The organism is Paenibacillus sp. RRE4 (assembly GCF_031844205.1).
GTDB lineage: Bacteria > Bacillota > Bacilli > Paenibacillales > Paenibacillaceae > Paenibacillus > Paenibacillus xylanexedens_B.
On record NZ_JAUZUT010000015.1, the window covers coordinates 28,389 to 50,309 of the forward strand.

At 46.6% G+C, this 21,921-nt stretch carries 23 protein-coding genes and 1 pseudogene; 10 read left to right on the forward strand and 14 right to left on the reverse strand.

The window, feature by feature from the left end; genetic code table 11:
- Window positions 1-76: 76 nt before the first annotated feature.
- The gene (locus Q9R46_RS26950) at window positions 77-523 is read right to left on the reverse strand and encodes a hypothetical protein (RefSeq protein WP_145335378.1); all 447 of its coding nucleotides are present in this window, start codon (window positions 521-523) and stop codon (window positions 77-79) included.
- A gap of 194 nt (window positions 524-717) precedes the next feature.
- Between Q9R46_RS26950 and Q9R46_RS26955 the strand changes: the two genes are divergently transcribed.
- The 4 genes and pseudogenes from Q9R46_RS26955 (at window position 718) to Q9R46_RS26965 (ending at window position 3,706) form a co-directional block, all read left to right on the forward strand.
- A complete protein-coding gene (locus Q9R46_RS26955; protein ID WP_145335380.1) occupies window positions 718-1,035 on the forward strand; it encodes a transposase in 318 nt (105 codons plus the stop codon).
- Between the two features lie 176 nt (window positions 1,036-1,211).
- Window positions 1,212-1,703 (forward strand): annotated as a pseudogene (locus tag Q9R46_RS26960) (IS3 family transposase); the annotation flags it as partial.
- 12 nt (window positions 1,704-1,715) lie between these two features.
- Window positions 1,716-1,910: an IS3 family transposase gene (locus Q9R46_RS28645; protein ID WP_145335568.1), complete on the forward strand. Its 195-nt coding sequence runs from the start codon at window positions 1,716-1,718 to the stop codon at window positions 1,908-1,910.
- A 215-nt stretch (window positions 1,911-2,125) separates the two neighbouring features.
- Window positions 2,126-3,706, forward strand: coding sequence for an oleate hydratase (locus Q9R46_RS26965; protein ID WP_311282449.1), 1,581 nt, complete (start codon window positions 2,126-2,128; stop codon window positions 3,704-3,706).
- Window positions 3,707-4,543: 837 nt separating this feature from the next.
- Here the strand turns inward: Q9R46_RS26965 and Q9R46_RS26970 are convergent.
- From Q9R46_RS26970 to Q9R46_RS26985, 4 genes are all read right to left on the reverse strand, one after another.
- Window positions 4,544-4,915 (reverse strand): hypothetical protein, encoded by a 372-nt coding sequence (locus tag Q9R46_RS26970; protein WP_145414952.1) that lies wholly within the window; start codon window positions 4,913-4,915, stop codon window positions 4,544-4,546.
- Window positions 4,916-4,991: 76 nt separating this feature from the next.
- Window positions 4,992-6,206, reverse strand: a complete 1,215-nt coding sequence (nagA, locus tag Q9R46_RS26975) for an N-acetylglucosamine-6-phosphate deacetylase (RefSeq protein ID WP_311282450.1) — start codon at window positions 6,204-6,206, stop codon at window positions 4,992-4,994.
- A complete protein-coding gene (gene nagB / locus Q9R46_RS26980) occupies window positions 6,203-6,931 on the reverse strand; it encodes a glucosamine-6-phosphate deaminase (protein WP_311282451.1) in 729 nt (242 codons plus the stop codon). The genes nagA and nagB overlap by 4 nt, the downstream gene beginning before the upstream one ends.
- 3 nt (window positions 6,932-6,934) lie before the next feature.
- Window positions 6,935-7,798, reverse strand: a complete 864-nt coding sequence (locus tag Q9R46_RS26985; protein ID WP_311282452.1) for a MurR/RpiR family transcriptional regulator — start codon at window positions 7,796-7,798, stop codon at window positions 6,935-6,937.
- Between the two features lie 286 nt (window positions 7,799-8,084).
- Here Q9R46_RS26985 and Q9R46_RS26990 point away from each other — a divergent pair, with 286 nt between their 5' ends.
- The 3 genes from Q9R46_RS26990 to Q9R46_RS27000 are packed head-to-tail and all read left to right on the forward strand — an operon-like array spanning window position 8,085 to window position 9,189.
- Window positions 8,085-8,444 (forward strand): hypothetical protein, encoded by a 360-nt coding sequence (locus Q9R46_RS26990; RefSeq protein WP_311282453.1) that lies wholly within the window; start codon window positions 8,085-8,087, stop codon window positions 8,442-8,444.
- A 56-nt stretch (window positions 8,445-8,500) separates the two neighbouring features.
- Window positions 8,501-8,803: a hypothetical protein gene (locus Q9R46_RS26995; RefSeq protein WP_311282454.1), complete on the forward strand. Its 303-nt coding sequence runs from the start codon at window positions 8,501-8,503 to the stop codon at window positions 8,801-8,803.
- Window positions 8,800-9,189, forward strand: a complete 390-nt coding sequence (locus Q9R46_RS27000) for a retropepsin-like aspartic protease (protein ID WP_311282455.1) — start codon at window positions 8,800-8,802, stop codon at window positions 9,187-9,189. Before Q9R46_RS26995 ends, Q9R46_RS27000 begins: the two co-directional genes overlap by 4 nt.
- 103 nt (window positions 9,190-9,292) lie before the next feature.
- On the opposite strand, the gene Q9R46_RS27005 is transcribed toward Q9R46_RS27000, so the two are convergent.
- The 6 genes from Q9R46_RS27005 to Q9R46_RS27030 all read right to left on the reverse strand — a co-directional run bounded on the left by Q9R46_RS27005 (window position 9,293) and on the right by Q9R46_RS27030 (window position 15,326).
- Window positions 9,293-9,520: a helix-turn-helix domain-containing protein gene (locus tag Q9R46_RS27005; RefSeq protein ID WP_090919235.1), complete on the reverse strand. Its 228-nt coding sequence runs from the start codon at window positions 9,518-9,520 to the stop codon at window positions 9,293-9,295.
- A 226-nt stretch (window positions 9,521-9,746) separates the two neighbouring features.
- A complete protein-coding gene (locus Q9R46_RS27010) occupies window positions 9,747-10,763 on the reverse strand; it encodes a YhcN/YlaJ family sporulation lipoprotein (RefSeq protein WP_311282456.1) in 1,017 nt (338 codons plus the stop codon).
- 244 nt (window positions 10,764-11,007) lie between these two features.
- Entirely contained in the window at window positions 11,008-12,054 is a 1,047-nt protein-coding gene (locus Q9R46_RS27015; RefSeq protein ID WP_311282457.1) for a DUF4340 domain-containing protein, read from the reverse strand.
- A complete protein-coding gene (locus Q9R46_RS27020; RefSeq protein ID WP_311282458.1) occupies window positions 12,051-13,445 on the reverse strand; it encodes a GldG family protein in 1,395 nt (464 codons plus the stop codon). The genes Q9R46_RS27015 and Q9R46_RS27020 overlap by 4 nt, the downstream gene beginning before the upstream one ends.
- Before the next feature lie 4 nt (window positions 13,446-13,449).
- Window positions 13,450-14,166, reverse strand: coding sequence for an ABC transporter permease subunit (locus Q9R46_RS27025; protein ID WP_145414970.1), 717 nt, complete (start codon window positions 14,164-14,166; stop codon window positions 13,450-13,452).
- Entirely contained in the window at window positions 14,163-15,326 is a 1,164-nt protein-coding gene (locus tag Q9R46_RS27030) for an ABC transporter ATP-binding protein (RefSeq protein ID WP_311282459.1), read from the reverse strand. Before Q9R46_RS27030 ends, Q9R46_RS27025 begins: the two co-directional genes overlap by 4 nt.
- 238 nt (window positions 15,327-15,564) lie before the next feature.
- Between Q9R46_RS27030 and Q9R46_RS27035 the strand changes: the two genes are divergently transcribed.
- Complete coding sequence (locus tag Q9R46_RS27035) at window positions 15,565-16,638, forward strand: glycosyltransferase family 4 protein (RefSeq protein ID WP_311282460.1); 1,074 nt, start codon at window positions 15,565-15,567, stop codon at window positions 16,636-16,638.
- 85 nt (window positions 16,639-16,723) lie between these two features.
- Here Q9R46_RS27035 and Q9R46_RS27040 read toward each other — a convergent pair whose 3' ends face one another.
- Together Q9R46_RS27040 and Q9R46_RS27045 are read right to left on the reverse strand one after the other, a co-directional pair.
- The gene (locus Q9R46_RS27040; protein ID WP_397386427.1) at window positions 16,724-18,214 is read right to left on the reverse strand and encodes a DHA2 family efflux MFS transporter permease subunit; all 1,491 of its coding nucleotides are present in this window, start codon (window positions 18,212-18,214) and stop codon (window positions 16,724-16,726) included.
- Between the two features lie 239 nt (window positions 18,215-18,453).
- Window positions 18,454-18,891, reverse strand: coding sequence for a hypothetical protein (locus Q9R46_RS27045; protein ID WP_311282461.1), 438 nt, complete (start codon window positions 18,889-18,891; stop codon window positions 18,454-18,456).
- A 114-nt stretch (window positions 18,892-19,005) separates the two neighbouring features.
- Here Q9R46_RS27045 and Q9R46_RS27050 point away from each other — a divergent pair, with 114 nt between their 5' ends.
- Together Q9R46_RS27050 and Q9R46_RS27055 are read left to right on the forward strand one after the other, a co-directional pair.
- On the forward strand, window positions 19,006-20,244 hold the full coding sequence (locus tag Q9R46_RS27050; protein ID WP_311282462.1) for a glycosyltransferase family 4 protein: 1,239 nt from the start codon (window positions 19,006-19,008) through the stop codon (window positions 20,242-20,244).
- A complete protein-coding gene (locus Q9R46_RS27055) occupies window positions 20,241-20,411 on the forward strand; it encodes a hypothetical protein (RefSeq protein ID WP_311282463.1) in 171 nt (56 codons plus the stop codon). Before Q9R46_RS27050 ends, Q9R46_RS27055 begins: the two co-directional genes overlap by 4 nt.
- A 699-nt stretch (window positions 20,412-21,110) precedes the next feature.
- Here the strand turns inward: Q9R46_RS27055 and Q9R46_RS27065 are convergent.
- The gene (locus Q9R46_RS27065) at window positions 21,111-21,827 is read right to left on the reverse strand and encodes a glycosyltransferase (RefSeq protein ID WP_145414976.1); all 717 of its coding nucleotides are present in this window, start codon (window positions 21,825-21,827) and stop codon (window positions 21,111-21,113) included.
- Window positions 21,828-21,921: the final 94 nt, after the last annotated feature.

Sequence of the window (21,921 nt, forward strand, 5' to 3'; positions counted from 1 at the left end):
CCTGTTAAAGCTAAAGCAAAAGTCGTCATAATTATAATCGTCTTTCTTTTAATCCTCATAAGTTTCACTCCTTTAATTATCTTGAACTACTTGAAGATTTATATAAGTTGACCGCCCCAGCATCATCAGCATCACTTCCAAAATAATAAACTATTCTGGAAGACCAGTTCATTTTGTAAGTACCAGGTAAGTAATGAGTCTTGGATGAAATGTTCGCTGCAGCTGAAGATAGGCCTCCTTGATTAAAAACATTTCCATTTTGCTCATCGAACCCAGAACCGAGATAAGCCCCATCCCGATAAAGTTCATAATATGCTCTTATTTTACTAACGTTTTTATCACGTGTCGATGCGTAAACTCCACCTTCTACGTAAGTATTTGTGGTACCAGAGTAAGGAAAGATAGTTAAATCAGGAGAAGTGTTCAAAGCAGCGAACGCCGAACCAGCAACTGATGAGAATAGCACAACACTTAATATTGCAACTTTTGAAGCTTTGAAAGGTTTACTTGCAATCCTTAACATATACTAACCTCCTAAATATATAAATAACTACCTGTTAATATACACCAAAAAATACTTATTTCAATAATATAAGAGAATAAATTACATAAGTATATATATTTTGGATTCCTGAAACATTTTAAATGTTGCTAGAATAAAAAGTGGACACCCATTAACGGACAGAAGGATAATAAGGCTAACGGAGGTGTGTCCATATGGGAGAACAACGGCAACGATACAATGAAGAATTCAGGAAACAAACGGTAAAATTTATTGAAGAGCAGACCAAGACACTCGGAGACTTGGCAGAAGAACTCAACATTCCCAAAAGTACATTACACCAGTGGATGGGCAAATATCGTGAACTTAAACATGAGCCTGTAGCTAGCGTAGATCGCGTGAAAGAACTGGAAGCTGAGCTCCAAGAAATGCGCCGGTTACTTCAAGAGAAAGAACATACCCTTGCGGACACGCAAGAGGAACTGGCTATCGTAAAAAAAGCAGTGCACATCTTCAGCAAACCAAAGAACTAAGGTTTCAATTTGTGGAAAACCATCGCTCCCTGTTTTCTTTGGAGAAGATGTGCACCCTGTTACATGTGTCACGGAGCGGATATTACAAATGGCGGATGGATCGAACAAGTAAACAGCAGCACCGGAGAGCTGAGATCATGAAGCGTATTCGGTTTCATTTCTAGGACCACCAGAAGCGGTGTGGAAGTCCGAAAATTACGTATGCGCTCCATCGGGAAGGATACAAAATCTCTTCCCGTACCGTCAGTATATACATGCGTCAAATGAATCTTCGTTCCGTGCATAGTCCTCGGTATCGTGTCCAAACAACGGATTCTAACCATCATCATCCCATTGCACCCAATACGCTGAACCAGCAATTTCAAACGTCCAAACCAAACACCGCATGGGTCACCGACATCACTTACATTCCCTGCCGAGGAGGCCGGTTACATCTCGCCAGTGTTCTGGATTTGTGTACGCGTGAAATTGTAGGCTGGCGTCTGTACAACCATATGGAAACGAGCCTGGTGCTCGATGCATTGAATGATGCTTACCGGGCTAAACGTCCCGCTCCAGGACTGCTCCATCACTCGGATCGCGGCTCACAGTACACGTCAAAAGAATACGTGGAGCAACTGAAATCGTATGGTATGGAACTCAGTATGAGCCGCCGAGGAAACTGTTAAGATAACGCATGTATCGAGTCTTGGCACAGTATTTTGAAGAAGGAGCTCATTTACTGTAACCCTCGTTTTAAGAATCCAGAAGAGGCTTATACCGCCATTTACCAGTACATTGAGTTCTATTACAACCGCAAGCGAATGCATGGTGCGCTAGGTTATCTTTCCCCTGCTCGTTTTGCGAAGAAATTTACGGACAAATCCATCGCGTGAGTGTCTACTTTCTTGACATAGTTCCAAAATATTGAATATATATGTATTTGTACCTTTACTACAGATGAAATCATCCGATAACACTATAAAACTAGACATTTTTCCAAAAGTGACTAAAAAACAGACAGCTGTATTCTTTTGATCATACCTTCTTTCCCGGTGCAGGTTTACATTGGAAATGTGAAGAATACACCATCTTTTGGAGGCGATTGATCGTGAAAAAAGAACATGGCTCTAAACAGGTTTATTTTGTCGGCGGCGGTATTGCTTCTCTCGCGGGAGCAGCCTATTTAGTCAGAGACTGTGATTTCCCTGGCGAAAATATTCACATCATTGAGGAAATGCCGATTCTCGGGGGCAGCAATGACGGTGCAGGTAATCCGGAACAAGGTTACGTCATTCGCGGTGGGCGGATGCTCAACGATGAGGCATATGAAAATCTGTGGGAACTGCTGGCGACCATCCCTTCCATCGAACATCCGGGTATGTCAGTCAGAGAAGAAATTACGGCCTTTGACAACGCTAACCCCACACATTCCAATGCACGGTTAATTAACCGCGATGGGCAGGTGGAAGATGTGTTGTCCATGGGGTTTGATATGGCCGACCGGCTGGCGATGGGCAAACTCATCGTTACTCCTGAAGACACGCTGGGTAAATTGCGGATCAACGATTGGTTTGCACCCCACTTTTTCCAAACGAACTTCTGGTACATGTGGGCGACAACCTTCGCCTTTCAGCCTTGGCACAGTGCGGTGGAGTTCAAACGATATATGCTTCGCTTTTTTCACGAATTTCCACGAATTCAAACGCTCGAAGGGGTTACACGTACCCCCTACAACCAATATGACTCCATCATTCTGCCACTGCACCGATATTTGGAGCCGTACGGCGTAGATTTTACGCTGAAATGTACCGTTACTGACCTGGACTTCAAAGAGGGCGACGGAATTACGGTCACAGGTATGCATGTGCGGCGGAACGGTACCGAGGAAGTGATCGACATTCTTGAAGGCGATCTGGTCATTGTTACGAACGGCTCGATGACGGAAGGTGATGACCTTGGTTCGATGACTTCCGCTCCCAAACTGAACGGCAAGGGTAGCTCTTGGAAGCTGTGGGAAAACATTGCGGCGAAAAAACCGATGCTGGGCAACCCTTCTTCGTTCGATGATCATATCGATGAATCCAAATGGGAATCATTCACCGTCACTTTCCAGGATTCCGTTTTCTTTGATCTGATGGAAAAATTCACACGCAACCGCGCGGGTACTGGAGCCCTTGTGACATTCAAAGATTCAAGTTGGTTCATGTCAGTCGTGTTGGCCTTCCAGCCGCATTTCCGGAATCAGCCGGACCATGTCAAAGTCTTCTGGGGCTATGGTTTGTATCCTGACAACGTAGGGGACTATGTGAAAAAAAGAATGTGTGATTGCACGGGTGAAGAGATTATGCAAGAATTGATCGGCCATCTTCATTTCCAGGAGCACCAAGAGGAGATCATGGCTACAGCCAACTGTATCCCTTGTATGATGCCTTATATCACCGCGCAATTCATGCCAAGGCTGAACAGTGACCGCCCTCAAGTCGTGCCGGAAGGTTCAACGAATCTGGCATTTATCAGTCAATTTTGCGAGATTCCAGATGATGTGGTGTTCACGGAGGAATATTCGGTTCGCGCCGCACGCATTGCCGTCTATACCTTACTTGGCATCAACCGTCCGGTTGAGCCGATCCATCAATATCAATACGATGTGCGAACACTGTTCAGCAGTTTCGTGACTTCGTTTAGATAGTAGTTGAACAGAATACTTGAAGCTTGGGTGTGATTTGATTCATTTCTATGATTGTTAATATCAAATATTAAATAAAGATATCCAACGAAACGATCAAAAGAGCCCTGTCAGAATTAAATGTACCCTTAGACTTAGTAAGGACATTTTAATTCTAAGACAGGACTCTTTTTTGGAGATGTCTCTTTTGTAAAGCTAAAAAGAAAAAGTATGTAAGAACTAACCCCATAAATAAAAGTGCCATGCTGGGCGGCACACCACCTTCGCGAAAGGAGCAAACAAAAAAACAAAGAGCACACTAATAAACAGAGAGCAAACCGAAAACAAAGAGCAAACCAAAAAAACATAGACAAAAACTAGCTAATTGATGCTCTAACGATCACCAGAGAGCTTATTTCACACTTTTAGAGTCTTTCAGAAATCTAACGATCACCAGAGACCTTATTTGCGATAAAACGTCTCTTTTACACCCTAAAACTGCTCATTTACATGAAATAGCGTGTGTGGTGATCGTTAGAATCGAAAACACTGCAAGATAGGGCAAATAAGCTCCCTCAGGATCGTTAGAGCGTCAAACATCATTGTCACAGTCTGGCTCGCTACTCACCACTTGCCGCAACGGTTTATAGTGTGAACTATTCGCATTGCGTTCAGCGTTCAGCTCCCAGCACGTAGTGCCCTGCTTCATAACGAGGTGGTCAGCCGCGACTAAGCATATTTCGATACTTCTTCAATATATTTGGGTTATTACTGGGTTCCCCACTCTACTATTCGTCAGGATAAAGTTACAGGCCTGCCTGCATCCATCCATCCTCAACCAACTCCGACTTTGTTCTAACTTTACGTTCGAAACGTAGTAAATTTCAGCATGTGCACCAGCTTGGAGAAATGAGTGATCTCCCGATCCACGTCTTTGGTGTCTGCACCAGCCATTGCCTGATTAGCTCGCAACGTTCTGCGTGTATTCAACATGCCTTCAATGAGCTTCATGACCGTATTGCGTCCACGATGATCCACAATCATGTATTTTTTACGTTTATCCAGCTCAATCCATACGATGTTGTTAAAGGTTGTGAACAGATGTTTGCGGTACTGCTCCATATCCGTCTCATTGTAATGCTCGCCATAAAAAGCATAGTATCCGTGAATGTGCAGCTTCTCCGCCAGCACAGGGATAAACGGATCATGTTCCAGCATGGCGTTACGTTCCATGGTGCATGCCTCCGTTAATGATCCGCAGATCTCATTTTTGAGATCTATTTTAACATATTGTTCAGCGTATTTCCTCTCAGATGCTCACCCTTCTGCCTTTCACCCACACCGTATCAATCTCCAAATCCTCATGCAGCAAAACGATATCTGCCTGTTTCCCTTTCGTCAGGGAACCCGTTCGGTATTCAATACCTAGCAAACGTGCTGGCGTCAAGCTGGCTGCTCTAGAAGCAGCGACTAGACTCAGCCCTACTTCCTGCACAAGATAACGGAACCCACGAACCATAGTCAACGTGCTTCCTGCCAGCGCGCCGCCTTCTTTCAAACGCGCTTCGCCGTTCTTCACAATAACGGGCAGATCACCGATCTTGTACTCGCCATCGTCAAGCCCTGCCGCTGACATCGCATCGGTAATCAGCACCAGCTGATCATTGCCTTGTTTCAGTTGAGCAAGGATCGAAATCGCGGCAGGGTGCACATGAATGCCGTCGGCAATGACTTCGGCGCTAATACGCGGATCACTTAGCACGGCTCCTGCTGTTCCCGGCTCACGATGGTGTAGCGGTGTCATCGCGTTAAACGTATGCACGGCATGATGCAATCCGGCCTCCACTGCGCGCTGTACGTCATCGTAAGTTGCATCCGTGTGACCGAGCGCAGCCGTTATCCGCTGTTCCCGTAGCCAGGAGATGACCTCCAGCGCACCTTCACGTTCTGGTGCCAGCGTCACCTGACGGATGAGACCGGGATATTGCTTTTCCCATCCTTGTAGCCAGCTAACGTCAGGAAGCACGATATGATCCGGATTTTGCGCGCCAGGCCACTTTGGACTAAAAAAAGGTCCCTCCAAATGAACGCCTTCCAGCTGAGCGTACGGCATTTCCTCTGATCGGTAGCGATGTACTTCAGCCAAAACATGATCCAGACGTTCCTTCGGAGCCGTCATCGATGTTGCCAACATTGCCGTTGTCCCCTGTGAACTATGAAATGAAGTGATCTTGTCCAACACGTCAGGACTGGCATCCATGAAATCTTCCCCGTTACCGCCATGCACATGGATATCGATAAAACCAGGCACAATTAAGCCCTTCCCTTTGGCAGGTAGTGCTCCCGCTTCTCGTCCAATGGATTCAGGAAGACCTTCCGGTATGCCGGAATACACGATTTTTCCATCGCACCAGGCAATCAGGCCGTCTTCCAGCAATTCCTCGGCAAGTAACAGTCTGCCGCGAAGCATGGTTATCTTTTTCTCACCTTCACCGCCGCTGACTTTAGGATTGGTTTCGTTCATCTAACCAGCCTCCCTGCCGCTCGATCCAGCAAAACAACCACGTTCGGATGACATTGCAGCAAGGATGCCGGGCAGGATGTGGTGATCGGACCCATGAACGCTTCGCGGATAATCTCCGCTTTTTCCTCTCCACGGGCAATGAGCAGGATCTGTTTTGCTTTTAAAATAGAACCGACCCCCATCGTGATCGCTTGCGCTGGTACTTCGTCGATGCTGTCAAAAAAGCGGGCATTCGCCTTTCTCGTCTCTTCCTTCAGTTCCACCACATGGGTGCGTCCCGTCAATTCCGTTCCAGGTTCATTAAAACCGATATGACCATTGTGCCCGATCCCGAGCAATTGCAGATCCACAGGCCCACGATCCTCCAAACGTCGCTCATAACCAGCACATTCCTCTTCCAAATCCACCGCCTCGCCATTTGGCACATTCGTGCGGGACAGGTCGATGTCGATATGATTAAACAGCTGTTCATTCATAAAACTGCGGTAGCTTTCACGGTGCTCTGTAGGTAAACCTACATATTCATCCAGGTTAAAAGAAGAGGCCTGTGCAAAGCTTACTAATCCTTTTTGATATAGCGTGATTAACTGTTTATAAACACCCACAGGTGAACTTCCCGTTGCAAGTCCAAGTACGGCACGAGGTTTCGTTTGCAGCAAGCTGGCGATCAAACCTGCACCTGTCGCGTTCAAATCTTCTTCATGTTCAAAAATACGAATATTCATCTGTTAAGCACCTCCGGTGTGATGGAAACGATAGGACTGCACATTGTGGTACGACTGCTCAAGTTTAGGTATAAATTGATCAAAATCGGCACTCACCATGCCTGTGAACAAAATATCAATCACATGTAGCAACGCAATGCGTGAAGCCATGTCCCCGCGCCGCATCCCTTCTTCAAGAGAAGATGTGAAGAGTGGGATATCCGATACGGTTGTCAGTGAGTTACTGCCATATGACGTCAGCGAGATGGTGGAAGCGCCAGCCTGTTTGGCACAAGTCAGGGCATCGATGGTCTCCGGGGTTTCACCTGAGTAGGACACAGCCATCGCCACATCTCCTGGCCCCAGCGAGGAAGCGGATGTGATTTGCATATGGGAATCGGAAAAGGCAGTACAGCTTTTCCCGATCCGCACCAGCTTCTGATAAAAATCCTGTGTAACAATGGACGAAGTCGCCACCCCGTAAAGGTCAATACGCCGGGCCTGACACAACAGCTGCACCACTTGTTCCAACCTGCCCAAATCCAGCAAACGTGTGGTATCTGCAATCGAAGCGAGATGATTCGCTTCAATCGCCTCGACGATTTTAGATAACGGGTTGCCTGCAACAATATCCTGATAGGCCGTTTCATTCGGTGCGTGCGAGAGCTCGGCGGCGAGTTTCATTTTGAGATCGGGAAAACCTTTGAAGTGAAATGATTTGCAAAAACGGGTCACGGTCGCCGCGCTTGTCCCGCTCTGTTCAGCCAACTGGTTGATGGTCATCCCCGGCACGTCCGATGGCGATTGGATAATCACCTCGGCGATTCGTCTCTCTTGAGACGGCAAATGGTGCAATTCTTGCTTCAATGCATGTAAGATGGCTGCCATAAGCACCTCTTTAATATGAAAATTATTTTTATTTTTTTTGAGTTTAATAAGAAAATAGTTTTTACACCCTTATTTTAATCAAGGTGCTCTGGCAAAGCAAGAGGATTTTCGCTGGAGTTGATATAAGTCCATTATGTTAATCAATCAGACTTAGTCACACCTTCAGTTCATTTGAAGTTTTCACACAGTCTGCTAAAGTTAATCGTATGTAATTTAACAACAACAGAACAAATGGATGAGTCTATATGTGATGATACTTTCAAGGATATAAAAAGGGGAACTGCTCATGAATCGTAGACAGCGTAATAAAATCGTTCCAAATATCTGGATCATTGCCGCCAAGCGTAGTGACACCGCCCACCATTATTTTGCTCTCTATGCCATTGACTGGAGGCGTGGGGCCCGCTTGAGCTGGGAAGGTTGGACACGTTACGAAGAGTTTTTGCAATTTCACGTGCCGGTCAAACGAAAAGTAGAAGGACGCGCCCACTCTTCAAAACCTGCCGCTCAAATCGCCAAAAAGGCATTGTTTTTGTATTTAAACGAGACACAGTATGAGGAATTGGAGCAACTATTTTATCAGTCGTTTTCAAAGAAAAGATGGAAGGTTTTTATGAAGGAACATACGCGTAAAGAAGAGGCTTGATTAAAGTGAACAAGAGGTGGATTGGGATTATTGCTTCCTTTTAACGTTGGAGGATTATGTTATACTTAGATCATCAGATTCATAGCGAGGTGGAGCCAGGGAAATGGGAGGACATTACTGAATTGCATCCGGGTCGTTTTGTGCTAGTTGAGGCAATTAAGGCGAGTTCCAATAATCAGCTACGTCAGTTGGAGGACATGTCAGTTATTCAAGACTATGATGATCCACAAAAGGCGTGGAGTGGGTATAAAGAGATGCATAAACTTCACCCCTCACGAGAGTTGTATGTTTTTCATACAAGTAGAAGCGATGTGGAAGTTGTTGAGGAGTTTTTCTCAGGAGTAAGGCAACGAACATGAAGCTAAAACTTATTAATGGCTTACCTATCATTTCCTTGACTGTAACTCATAATGAACGATCCATTGTTTTGAATAATATACTTTTCGATACAGGCTGTGCGGCAACTGTTTTTGATACCGATGCTTTAGAAACAATTGGTTTACACATAGATTTCATTAACGGAAGGGCTAAACGAATGTATGGGGTTGGAGGTACCAGTGAAATTTGCTATGAGCAACAGGTTCCTGACTTTTTCATTGGACATATTGAATTAGCTGATTTCCCTCTTCAACTTGGTTCAATTCGAGAACCCTGTGGCTTTGACGGAATTCTTGGTATTGATTTCATGATGAGAGCCAAATGTAAAGTTGATTTTGAATCCATGAGTATAGCGTTTGAAAAGTAGCTGTATTCGTTAAAAAACAAACATAAAAGCCTTTCCCCATGCTTCATACTGAAGGATAGAGAAAGGCTTTTGTGTTACCCTCATTTTAACTTCGGTTCGCAAGCTAAATCTTAAGTTCTCCGAGCTTGATTAGCTCTACAACTGCCTGCGAACGACCCTTAACATTGAGTTTCTGCATCACATTGGAGATATGGTTACGCACCGTTTTCTCGCTGATGAATAACTGCCCTGCGATGTCACGCGTTGTTTTGTCCTGAACCAGCAATTCGAATACTTCGCGTTCACGGTGGGTTAACAAAAATTTGCTTTTATGATGATCGATACCCTTCAATGTTCACCCCTCCTTGCTCGGGTTGTGTTGGTGTAACAAGGTTAAGGGGATACAGTCAACTCATCTTATGTAAGGTCAAGGGCGTTGGTTCAGTTTTAGAAGAAAAATGGGCTGCATTTCGATTATGCTTTGTCCTTTTATACGTCCGCATTCATTTGCTATAACAAATATGCCCTTGCATTGGGTATAACCCTCCGCAAAGGCACACTCTGTTTAATTCACTGTTTTACCGAGTCATCCGGTTCATCATGCCGCCATCATTATGGTTACGATTCATTAAGCCATCGTGGTTGCGATTCATGACGCCATCACCCAGGATACCGTCACGGTTATGGGTATCACCTGCGTTGGTCGGGAAAATACGCTCTACCATCGACTGGAACGTATCAATCATGCCGCTGACTGGCTTACCGTTGCGCAGATCAGTTGCATAGTTCTCCACCTGGCCTACGAAATCCGGGTTAGCCGACACATATACGTTCTCCACGTTGGGTGCGAACTGCTTGATTTTGGCTGAAATCTTACCTTTAATTTCTTCAGGCGTGTTGTCATCCGAGCTATCCATCATACGTGGGCGCTCGCTTCTTGTGCCATACTGACTTTCGTTCATCGGACGGGCTTTGCCACTATCCGTCAAGCCGCGCATCATTCCGATTGTTCCCGTGCCCATCGTGCCATAGATTCCGCGATCATTGCCCATATGGCTACGGTCTGTTGCCGTACCCGTATTAAGTCCCGGAGCGATTCCGCTTGTACTGTATGGGGAATTTGTGCCCGAACCGCCATGAACGCGCATACCGCCCATATCCTCATTCATCAAGCCACCACGCATCGTATCACTGGCATGGTTACGCATGGTGCCATTCAGACGACTGCCCGGTTGACCAACCGATTTGCTGCCCAGCTTGCCTGCATGTCCATGAGCCAGACGCACAGCAACATAAGCATTACGATCCGTTAACATGACGTGAGCAGACTCGACTTCCTTCATTTCAGTAATGCGCTTTGCAAGCTCATCGCTTGATCTCAGGTCTGTGACATTGTGCATCCGGTAACTTCTTGCACGGATGCCGTCCATGCCGTTGGTTTCAACGCCGTAACGATTGATACCATGAGCTTGTTCCCGAACGCTTTGAGTATGCATGTTATTATCGCGATTCCCACAACCCGTCAATCCGGCCATTACAAAAATTGCAGTAGACAATGATAACGTAATCGCTGTTGCCTTTTTGACTGTTGGCATGTAATGTTCATCCTCCAATGTGGTTGGTTTGGTTCACATAGATAGGATGCACGTATGTAGTTACCGATATGCTGAAAGGATATGGCACCTGACCTGACAAGCTGGCTCACTTTTACAGGTTTATGTAAATTAACTTGGTGTCTTTATTAAGCAAAATATAAAAAACAGTGCTGCATCTATTGCAACACTGTTCCGTCTTAACTCAATTCACTTCTTAAAAAATGCCTCGGACGTTGATGAGAATCTAATCTTTTCCAGAATCAGCTGAATGCTCAGACGCTCCTGACTTTGCGGATTCTGTGGATTGCTTCGTTGGCTCCGAAGACGCAGTGGAGGTTTTGAGCTTTTCCGCAACCTTCTCCACTTCTTTCAGACCAGCCGCATCCATCGCATAGGCCCACCCTTCATCCGTAGTGATCAACCAGATCGTATCCGGCTCGGAAGGGACTGTCAGCAATCGATACACCGCCGTGACCGCCTTTCCGTCCACTTGCTGTTCTACCGACAGCGTGGAACGAGGAATCGCATCTTTTAAATCGGACGCCTTACGAACGTCATCAGCGGTAGTCAGATTTTTAATCTGGCTGATCAAAGATATCGCATCTTCGGCCTTAATGGACTTGCCATTTAAGGTCCAAGTATGTTCGGATGCCGTATCCCCTTCCCCCGATGCCTTCAGCATCCAGCTCGATGCTTCGCCTTCCCACTCCAACGTACGCACATTAGATTCATCCATATTGAATGGAGTTGTATCCAGCAGTTGGCGGCGTGTGAGAGCCATATTGGTCACGGCATCATTTTTCACAGCGACAACTGCTCCTGAATTGACCTGAACATAATGCGTATCCCCCGCAGGCAACTGGCTGCCGATCGCAAGCTTGAACTCTTGTCCGTCTTTCGCTTTGATATCCAGGCGTGTAGCCGTCGTGCCCAAGCCGTACTTTGCTACATCCTTTGGCGACTCTTCGACAACCATCTCCTGATCCGCACTACTTATCGCATCAAGCCAGCTGCCAACGCTATATTCATTCAGCGGATAGTCCTTCGGCTCCGTCATATGCCAGACGCCATCCTTTAGCTCTAACGTTGACACAGCATCTGAACCTGTACCTGTACCAGGCTTATCTTTAGTCCCCTCATGTAGCGTAATGGCCTGAATATCCGCTGAAGATATGCCAAGAAGTTTGGCCTGCACCGCCTCTTCTTCCCGAAAATAATTCTGATTGGCAGCATACACCCAGCCTGCAATCAATATAACAACGACCACCATCGTTGGTATTAATTTTTTCATACCCGTCTGCGCCTCCACCATAAGAGTATACCGATGATCACAAAGACAAGCGGGAATGCTACAATCGCTGCAAAAAAAATCGTTCTGGCCTGCTGACCATTCAGATACGCAATCTCATATCCAGTCTGTACGCGTGGACGAATCGTCAGACCGTCTTGTTTTTCACTCAAATAATTCACGGTATTCAAAATAAAATCCCGATTGCCGCCATTCGCAATTTCCGAATCCTGCATGAAAATGGACGACCCCAGAATGACGGCTTTGGGTTTGCCGTCACTCGTATCTGCGGCATAGCCAAGTTCGACAGGCCCTTGGATGTCCACCTCCTTGTCATTGTTCGTTTCATTTTGCAGCAAACCGCTAATATTGGTCTCTCCGTAACTGTCATCCGAGGAATGCATCAATGGAGACAGCTTGTATTTGTCCTGCTCCTTGCTGGTCAGTGCAATCGACAAAGACAGCATCGGGAACAGTTGGTTCTGAGCAAGCTTGTCTGTGATCGCATGACTGCCGTACTCCGGAACTACCCACAGCGGCCCCATTGTGCTGGCCTGTTTGTTATCCACCATAACCGCATGCTCATCAACTACGCCGTAGTCTGCGATCAACGCATCGATATTTTTCCAACTGGACTTCATATCTTCCGCAAAGCCGAGGGATAATAACAACTTACCTCCATTGCTCATATATGTCCGTACGGCCTTAAGCTCAGCATCACTCAGATCACGCTGCGGCCCAATAATAGCGAGTACATCGGCATCCTCAGGAACTTTGCCGGCTTGATTCAGTTGCAACTCCTCTGTTGAGACATTATTCTGTTCCAGTGAAGACCGCAATGTTCCCATCTGATCCAGACTCAGTTCTTCATGTCCGGTCAGAAACACCATTTTTTTCGTCTCCGTGGAGGAAAGGTTCATCAATGCCTGTGTTAATTTCTCCTCACCTGTAAATTGGTAAGACCCATCGCTTCCATCTCCGTTTGCGGTAAACAGGCTGGCAATATCGATGACCTTATGCCGGTCTCCCTGCTCCAGCACAATCGAGCTGCCTGTGATCCCGTATTTGGAGGCAAGTGCAGGTTCCTGCGTCAAGTTGTACTGTTTCATTTTCAGCTTGCTGCTACGTTTGGTATACTCTTCAACCGTATCCGCCACTTCGCGGTTCAGGACGGTATTGTTTACATTTTCAACCGTTAATACGAGAATATTCACGTCATCTTTGACATTTTTGATCGCCGTTAGTGACTGGTCAGATAGTGTATATTGTTTATTCGAGGTCAGGTCGAGCTGGAAGCCGCCAAGCGAATTCAGGAACAGGGTTAGCAATATAAAGATGCCAATCACCGCGACGGACAAGACGGTACTATTGGTATGACTTAACCATTTTTTCATCTTCTCACCTCCACCGCTTCCGTTCCACAATTTGAATACTTAACAATAAAAACACACCCGTAAGTGTGACATAGTATAGAACATCCGGTCCGCTGAGCACACCTTTGGTAAAATTGTCAAAGTGCCTCGTCAGCGCAAACGGATCAAGCCACTTCTGCAAAGCAGAGCCCGTATTGCCTGCAAATGAATCAAGCATCCACAAAACGAGCAACATAATAAAACCCGCCACCGCAGATACCATCTGATGCTGCGATAACGTGGAAGCAAATAGTCCAATCGCCATCATGCTCGCCCCGAGGAAGAACAAACCAAGGGCAGACAACCAGACGGATGTCAGATCCAGTTTCCCGTAGAAAGACATGATAAATGGATACACCAGACTGCACAAAATGAGCACGAGCAAAATGGCGAGTGAAGCCAAATATTTTCCAAAAACAATCTCAGTTACTCGTGTAGGCGAAGTCAGCAACAACTCGTCCGTTCCCTGCCTGAACTCCTCCGCAACGAGTCGCATCGTCAACAATGGCACGACAAAAAGCAACATGGACAACGTATCCCCCAAGACAAGGCGGTAGTCTACAATGCTCGGCTGAACATATACGAAGCTGGAGTAAAACAACAGACTCGTCATCAGCACGTATACGGCAAAAACAAAATAAGAGGTTGGTGACAGGAAATACGCCTGTAGCTCCTTATTACAGATCGCCATCATTCGTCTCATTGGCTTCCCTCCCCTGAATCCGAACGCGAAGTTTTAGGATCAGACACGTCCTGCGTGTCTGCTGCATCATGATCCCCCGTCTCTTCATGCTTATCGGAAGATGCCTCTCGGGAGGTGCTTGTCTTCAGTTGATCGACATTCTGGGTATGTTCTGTAGGATTAGCTACATCCTCCGTTCCGACAGGTTCGGATGTTGTTAACTTCAGGAATATTTGCTCCAAGCTCAGGTTCTCGCGTTTCATCTCCAGAATAGGCAAACCTGCACCCGATAACAGATAAAACAGCTCTTCCCGGAAATCCTCGGACGTGTCCCCGGTGAGTCTTACGTGAACAGTAGAAGGTACATGAGATGTTGTATCGTCAGAGGATGAAGTCAATGAAGACGTTGATGATATTGTAATGATTTCACTTTTAGCCTTCTCCCAAGGATTCAATACCTGTAGCAGTTGTTGCTCCGTTGCTTTGACTTCAAGGGACACTTTGAAACGATCCCCCACTGCAGACCCAAGTTCCTGCGGAGATCCATCGAGCACAAGCCTCCCTTGATTAATAATCAGCATTCGGTTACATAGTGTGCTTACCTCAGGCAAAATATGCGTGCTGAGTAACACGGTATGATTTTCACCCAATTCCCGAATCAAATCCCGAATTTCGATAATCTGGTTCGGATCAAGTCCAGAGGTAGGTTCATCCAGCACCAGCAGGTCTGGCTTATGTATGATCGCTCCTGCTAATCCCAGCCGTTGTTTATAACCTTTGGATAATCCGCGCACCAGTTGTTTTTCCCTGCCCTGCAATCCCAGCCTGCTGACCATCTCACTAATCCGAAGTTTGACCTCACGCGCCGGGACGTCCCTCAGTTTAGCGACAAATTTAAGATATGACTGCACCGTCATATCCGGATAAAGCGGCGGCGTTTCGGGAAGATACCCGATCTTCGAGCGAACACTTCGCCCCTGATCATGCACCGATACACCATCGACCAGCACCGAGCCTTCACCGGGATGCAAGTACCCTGTAATCATTCGCATCGTCGTCGTTTTTCCAGCACCGTTGGGTCCCAAAAATCCAACGATCTCGCCTCGCTCCATGGTGAAGTCCAATTGGTGCACACCGCGCTGGCCCTCGTACACTTTGCTCACCTGTCTCACTTCGAGCACGTCCTTCATCCTTTCCCGTTAAAAATGCCCATGAAGCGCAATTAAACACAACATGGGAAGTTCCTTGTATGATATGGCATGTACGCTAACCTCAGCTTAAGAACACTTAAAATAAAGCTTAATTTTTTTTGTCTAAATTGTGAACATCCAGCATTATACCCACACCCCACTCTGGTGCCATACGTAACATACAGTACAGGAGAATGTGCTCCTGACCAAAAGTCAGAGGGTGAATCGTGTGAAAGTATTGTTCACGTTTTATGTTCCCAGCGGCGGTGTTGATACGCTCAACCGACTGCGAACCGCTGTATTGAAACGTCATGGCATAGAGGCCCATCTATTGTATTTGAATACAGGCTCAGGCTTGCAGAATAACAGCGATACTCGTATTTTCACCGCCTCCAGTGACCAGGATATACATCATCTGATCCATACCGAGCATTATGATGCTATTATTACCACTTCGGATATTGCCATGCCTGGCCGTTTAAGAGGTCTCGGTTACAAAGGGCGTATTATTTTTGAGGCACAGGGCCTTGGTACCCGGGAACAGGCACTGGAAACAATTAAAATGGCAATCCCTTACCTACGGGCTCATTGCGATGCTGCTGTAATACCGCCAACCGATCATTTGCTAGATATGTTCATCCATATTTGCCCTTGGCTTCATCGTTTTGTCATTCCCAACATGCTGGATACGGATGCTTTTGCCCCAATCGCTGTGGATACTCCGCCCTACCCGGTTCTTGCGTGGGTCGGACGTCTGGAGCACAACAAAAACTGGCGTGAGTTCCTCGAAATTTCCCATGCGATTATGAAAAAGAAACCAAAGGCCAGACTATGGCTCTTCCACGATCCCACCTTGGCTAATCCGGAAGATGAGGTCATGTTTCGGCATATGCTCGCCGAGTATGGATTAGAAGATCGCATCGGGATCTTTGTGAACGTTCCCCACTCGGAGATGCCAACCTTCTACTCTATGATTGCTGCTTCAGGGGGGATTATGTTATCCACTTCTTTAGTCGAAGGTTTTGGTTATGCCGTAGCCGAAGCCATTAGCTGTGGTTGCCCAGTACTCAGTACAGATTCGGATGGCGTTCGTTCATTTATTACTCACAACAAAACGGGTAAATTCTATCCGATCGGCAACGTGCAATCCGCAGTAGAAGAAGCTATGGAGCTGATGAACAACAAAAAACTGCGAGAATATATCCGTATCCAGGGAAGACAACATCTGAGCCTGTCCTTTTCACCCGACCGATACGCAACCTCTTTCCGCGAAATGATGACGGCTTTGAGAATTTTTCATTGACGACTATCGAGAATTGGGTATTCAAAAAGGCAGTCCAGAGCATACGCTTCTGGACTGCCTTCGACTTGTTATATATTAGAAAGTATTAATGTCCCATCATCATTGCAGGGTCAGGGCTATCTCCTGTCTGCAATTCCGGTTCAGGTTCAGCCATACGCTTCGGTTTGCGCAGAATTAGACTCAGCACACAACCGAACAGCGCAATACACGCTGCGAGGAAAAACGTATCATTGAATCCGCTCACCAGTCCGTTTACGATATCCGCTTTCTCCGTACCCATTGTGTTACTTGTTACACGAGAGGTAAGAAAACCGGTAAGACCCGCTACCGCAAAGGATACAACGACCTGCTGCGCAGCAGCAGTCAATGGTGTTACACGTGCCACCAGTTTACGCGGAGCCGCATTCAGTACGTGTGTGTTTAGTGGCATCATGGACAAGCCCATACCAAAGCCCATCATAAGGAGAGCCGTAATAATAAGACCAAGCCCTGTTGTTGCTGTAATGCTGGACAAAATAAACAACGCTCCTGAGATAATACCCAGACCTACAAAGGCCAGCGGTCTTGCTCCAATCTTGTCAAACAATCGGCCACCAAGTGGCATAGAAATCCCGGAAGCCAGCGCTTGAGGCAACAGGATAAGTCCTGTCTCCAATGCGGTGTATCCTTTGATCTGTTGCAAATAGAGCGGGATCAGAATCATGGAGCCGAACAAAGCTACTTGGGCTACCCAAGCAAGGACAATACCTCTGGAGAAATCGGAAGAGGCAAACACCCGAAGCTCAAGCAACGGATTCTTTTGACGAAGCTCTACGATAATAAACAGGATCAGCGCTACTCCGCCGACAATAACGCCCGTAAGTGTGGTCGCGGACGTCCAGCTCGTGCCGCCTTCACTTACACCGTAAGCGAGCATGGAGAAAGCAATTGGTGCAAGAATCATACCCAGCAGATCCAGAGCAGGTGTGCGGCCACGGTCGGTATCCGGCAAGAATCGAACACACAGAAGGAAAGCCGCAATACCAATTGGCAGATTAATCAGGAAAATCCAGTGCCAGCTGACCGATTCAATAAACCAGCCGGACAATACCGGACCGAGCGCAGGTGCAAGCAGCATCGGAATACCGAGCATACCCATAATGGACCCTCTGCGTTCCGGCGGAGCCAGACGAAACACCATAGCCATCCCGATTGGAGCAACCATCCCTCCGCCAAGTCCTTGAATGACACGGAATAAAATCAGCTGCTCCGGTGATTGAGCAATCGAACACAATACAGAGCCAAGCGTAAACATGGCAATAGTGAATAAAAATACTCTTTTGGCTCCGAAACGGTCGGTCAGCCATCCTGCTAGTGGAATCACAGCGGACAAAGCCAGCGTATACCCTGTAACCGTCCATTGAATGGTCTTCAGGTCTGTCTCGAAGTACTGTACCAGGTTTGGAATAGCTACGTTAACAACCGTGCTATCCAGAATGACCATAATCATGCCGACGATAATCGATAGAAGCGGCAGAATAATTGTTTTGATTGAAAATTCTTCTGTCGCCTGTAGTACTGATGTTTGTTGTTTCACGCACTCACTCTCTTTTCCGGCGTCGCAATGGCATCAGGATGACCCGGCCTGTGGACTGCCTATAATGACGATTGTTCAAACCATCGTTTTAAATCATTGTTTTAAACTTTCGTTTTATACTGGTTTAATTGTAATGAAAATACCTTTGCTGTCAAGCTATTTTTCAAGGCACCAATATATAAAAAAATCGACAAAAAAAGGACCAGGCCCCTCGCCTGCTCCTTGTCGTTGTGTACACATTAATCCGCAAGTTTGATCATTTGATGTTCCGACAATACGCCGATGAGCTGTCCGTCCCCGTTGCGACAATAGATTCGAATCAACAGATGGTTGGGTACAGAGCTATTACTTATGATTTTCAACTCATAGATTTCGCCGGACACATTCAGATTACGAATGACATAACGATTGGCTACCGCCCCGGAGCCCGGGTTTACATGAAATAAGTTCCGGTACATTTCTCCGTAAATTCCGCCTACTCCAACGTATACATCTGTTCCTTCCCCATCTCCAACATAAGCAACTTCCACATCCATGTATTTCACAGGAATAAACGTCTGAAGCACATTCTCATGCATCTGGACAATATATACGGCCATTTTGTATCCCTCCTGCGGAGCCTGAATCTTCGCAATTCTCCCTGTAGACAGAATATGTTTCTTCTCGTCCATTGGCATGTACAGTCACCTAATTTTAAGGATTGCAACGGATGCCCGACCTGAACTCCCGCTTATTTCATAGAATAACAGGATAGGAGTTCGGCCTGTGCAGGCCGCGACAAGGAGGTCGTTATGAGAGTTCTGCTCGTTACGTATTGGGAACTAACACATATGGGAGGCATCTGGACATATATTAAACAACTCGCCGACCGTCTCGCTACCCTCGGTGTTGAAGTGGACATCATGGGCACAAACAGCGCCAGAAATGAAGTCTATGTCCGTAATCTCAATCGTTCATTCTCGAAAGACCTGGTATGGCCTATGCTGCAAGCCAAGCTTAACCCAACGGACCTGCCACAATTCACAGCTGACTCACTGCTGGCCTATTACGAATTGAACAGATATGCTTTTGAGATGGCTGCTTCCTATCTTGGCGTGGAGCATTATGACGTTATTCATGCACAAGACCCTGTTGCAGCGGTAGCCATCAAACGGATTATGAAGCGGAACATACCTCTCGTTACAAGTTACCATGGAGCTCTTGCCCGCGAAGCTTTTTATGATGAGCAAAACTCCAACCCGCATCTTACATTATCTTCCTATCTGCAATCTAAACGCGGACGTTATTTCCTCTCTCTGGAGGAACGAAGCGCGGCACTGTCTGAGCTGATTCTCGTATCGAGCCATTGGATCAAAAGCACGGTGACTGAACTCGGCGTGCCGGAGTCCAAATTCAGACAGATTCCGTATGCTGTTGATCTGAAGGCTTATCGCAAAGCCGCGACTGCCAGGTTCCCCCATCGTGCACCTGCGGGCAAAAAGGTTATTGCTTTTACCGGAAGACTGGAATATATCAAAGGCGTACATGTACTAATCAAAGCTCTTGCTACCCTAAAGAAAAGACGTTCGGATTGGATATGTTGGATTGCCGGAGAAGGAAATCTGCTGGAAGAGTTGCGTGGCCAGGCTTCCGCGGCTGGCATTGCGTCCGATATCGTATTCTGGGGCAAGCTGGACAACATCCCTTCTTTCCTCAAACATGCCGATATCTATGTACAACCCAGCCTTCAGGATACACAGCCCTTTTCCGTTACCGAAGCGCAGCTTGCAGGTGTCCCTGTTATCGTCAGTGGTACAGCAGGCATGCCCGAAATGGTCGAACCGGGGCACACCGGTTGGGTCGTTCCCACGCAGGATGCCGATTCACTCAGCGAGTTGCTGCACGCACTGCTTGAAGATGATATAACCCGCAGAAAGGTAGGAGCCGCCGCCAAATCCTGGGCTGAACAGCATCGTTCTCTGGAAGAAATGGGACTGCGTACGTTGCATGTGTATCAAGAAGCCATCTATAGAGGAGGACTTTCGACATGACCCTGCTTGTTCCAAGCGATCTGTATAATCGCTGGTTTTCCGTCCCCGTCTCCACGCCTCACATTGAGGTGGACTACGAGACCATGAACACCCTGATGCAAAAGCTTCCGAAAGGATATGTATTTCCCGATCCGGTATCCATGGTTATTCTGAATGAAAAGGACTAACAGATTAAGGTCTTGTATCCTCTTCAAGGCTAATGTGCAGGCATTTACTAAAAGAAGCCACAGCTCTAAATCTGCAGCTTCTTTTTTGTATCCAGTAAAATACTTAAACTCTTTTTATACTTAATGCTTTATCTTTGCTATTCTACTTTCTACTTTCTACTTTTTTCTCTCTTTTTCTCGAATCATCCCTGCATTCTTACATCAAGTCTCCTTAATCGGATGCCAACTTCGAATACATATACAGATCATTAAACGCATCTTCTGGTCTTAATCCTGATCCTGCTACACTTCCTGCTCTCTCGTAAGATCTCTCGCGCTTGTTTTTCATCCGAGAACGGGGAAATATTCATAAATCTGGCGACCGCTGGATCGGACCATACCTGAAACAGATCAGTAGAGTCGGATGCTTTCATTTGACGTAAATGTAGTCTTGTCGTGTGTAATTCGGTAATCAATACGTTAACCTCCATTATCATTAGTTAATAGTCTGGTTATCCGATATTGATATCTGCGCATCATTCATTCCCTTCTATGTACATGTCACTGTTCATTATACAGGAAAAAAAAGAAGAAGAGCGTGCACCCTTTAGCATCCAAACCATTGCTACTCAGGTGTTCGCTCCCCATGTTCCCTATTTCAGCTACTCATCCTAATGATGCATGTTACTCTGCTAGATAGACCTACAACCGCACCATCCATCATTTCCAGTACCCGCCAACGTGTAGCAAGTTAAGCAGGATTGGACGGTGCTTCTCCTGAACACGTTCCATCTCCGCAACCAGTTCCTTGAAATGACGTTTCGTGCCCATTGACTCGTGCAGCCGGTAACACATCAGCGGTTCATTGAAATAAAATAGCTCATACAGCGGGAACAGCCTCAGCCACATCTCATAATCATGCGTATACCGAAAATCCGTGTCGAACACTCCAAAGCGCTCAAACGCCTCCATCTCCACCATTACGGTACAGCCATTAATCGGGCAGCCTTCCATCAATACCTGCAGCATTTCCAGACGGCTTCCCACCTCGGGCTGCACCGTATCCAGCCATTCGCCATGTTCATTGATGTAATGATACGCCCCGTGACAGAACGAAGCCTTGACATCGAGCATGAATTTTAACTGTTTTTCCACCCGGTTCAGCAGCATCACATCATCCGAGCTGAGCCAGACAAAATAGTCCCCTGTCGCATGTTTGATGCCTTCGTTGAGCGCGGTCGCTGTGCCGCCATTCTCTTTACGAATGTAATGAATCTCATCCATAAAGGGCTGGAGCCGCTCTACATGTTGGGTCGATCCATCATCCACCACGATCACTTCAATATGCGGATACGTCTGATGAAGGGCGCTATGAACGGCCTGCTCGATATATGGACAATTATAAAAAGGAATCACGATCGATACCTTTGGCTCCATCCGGGCATCCCCTTCCTTCTCAAATCTGTGCAAAGCAAACTCTTGCGTCTCCTCCAGTATATGAAGGTTTCAACCAGCAGTATCGGGCATTCAC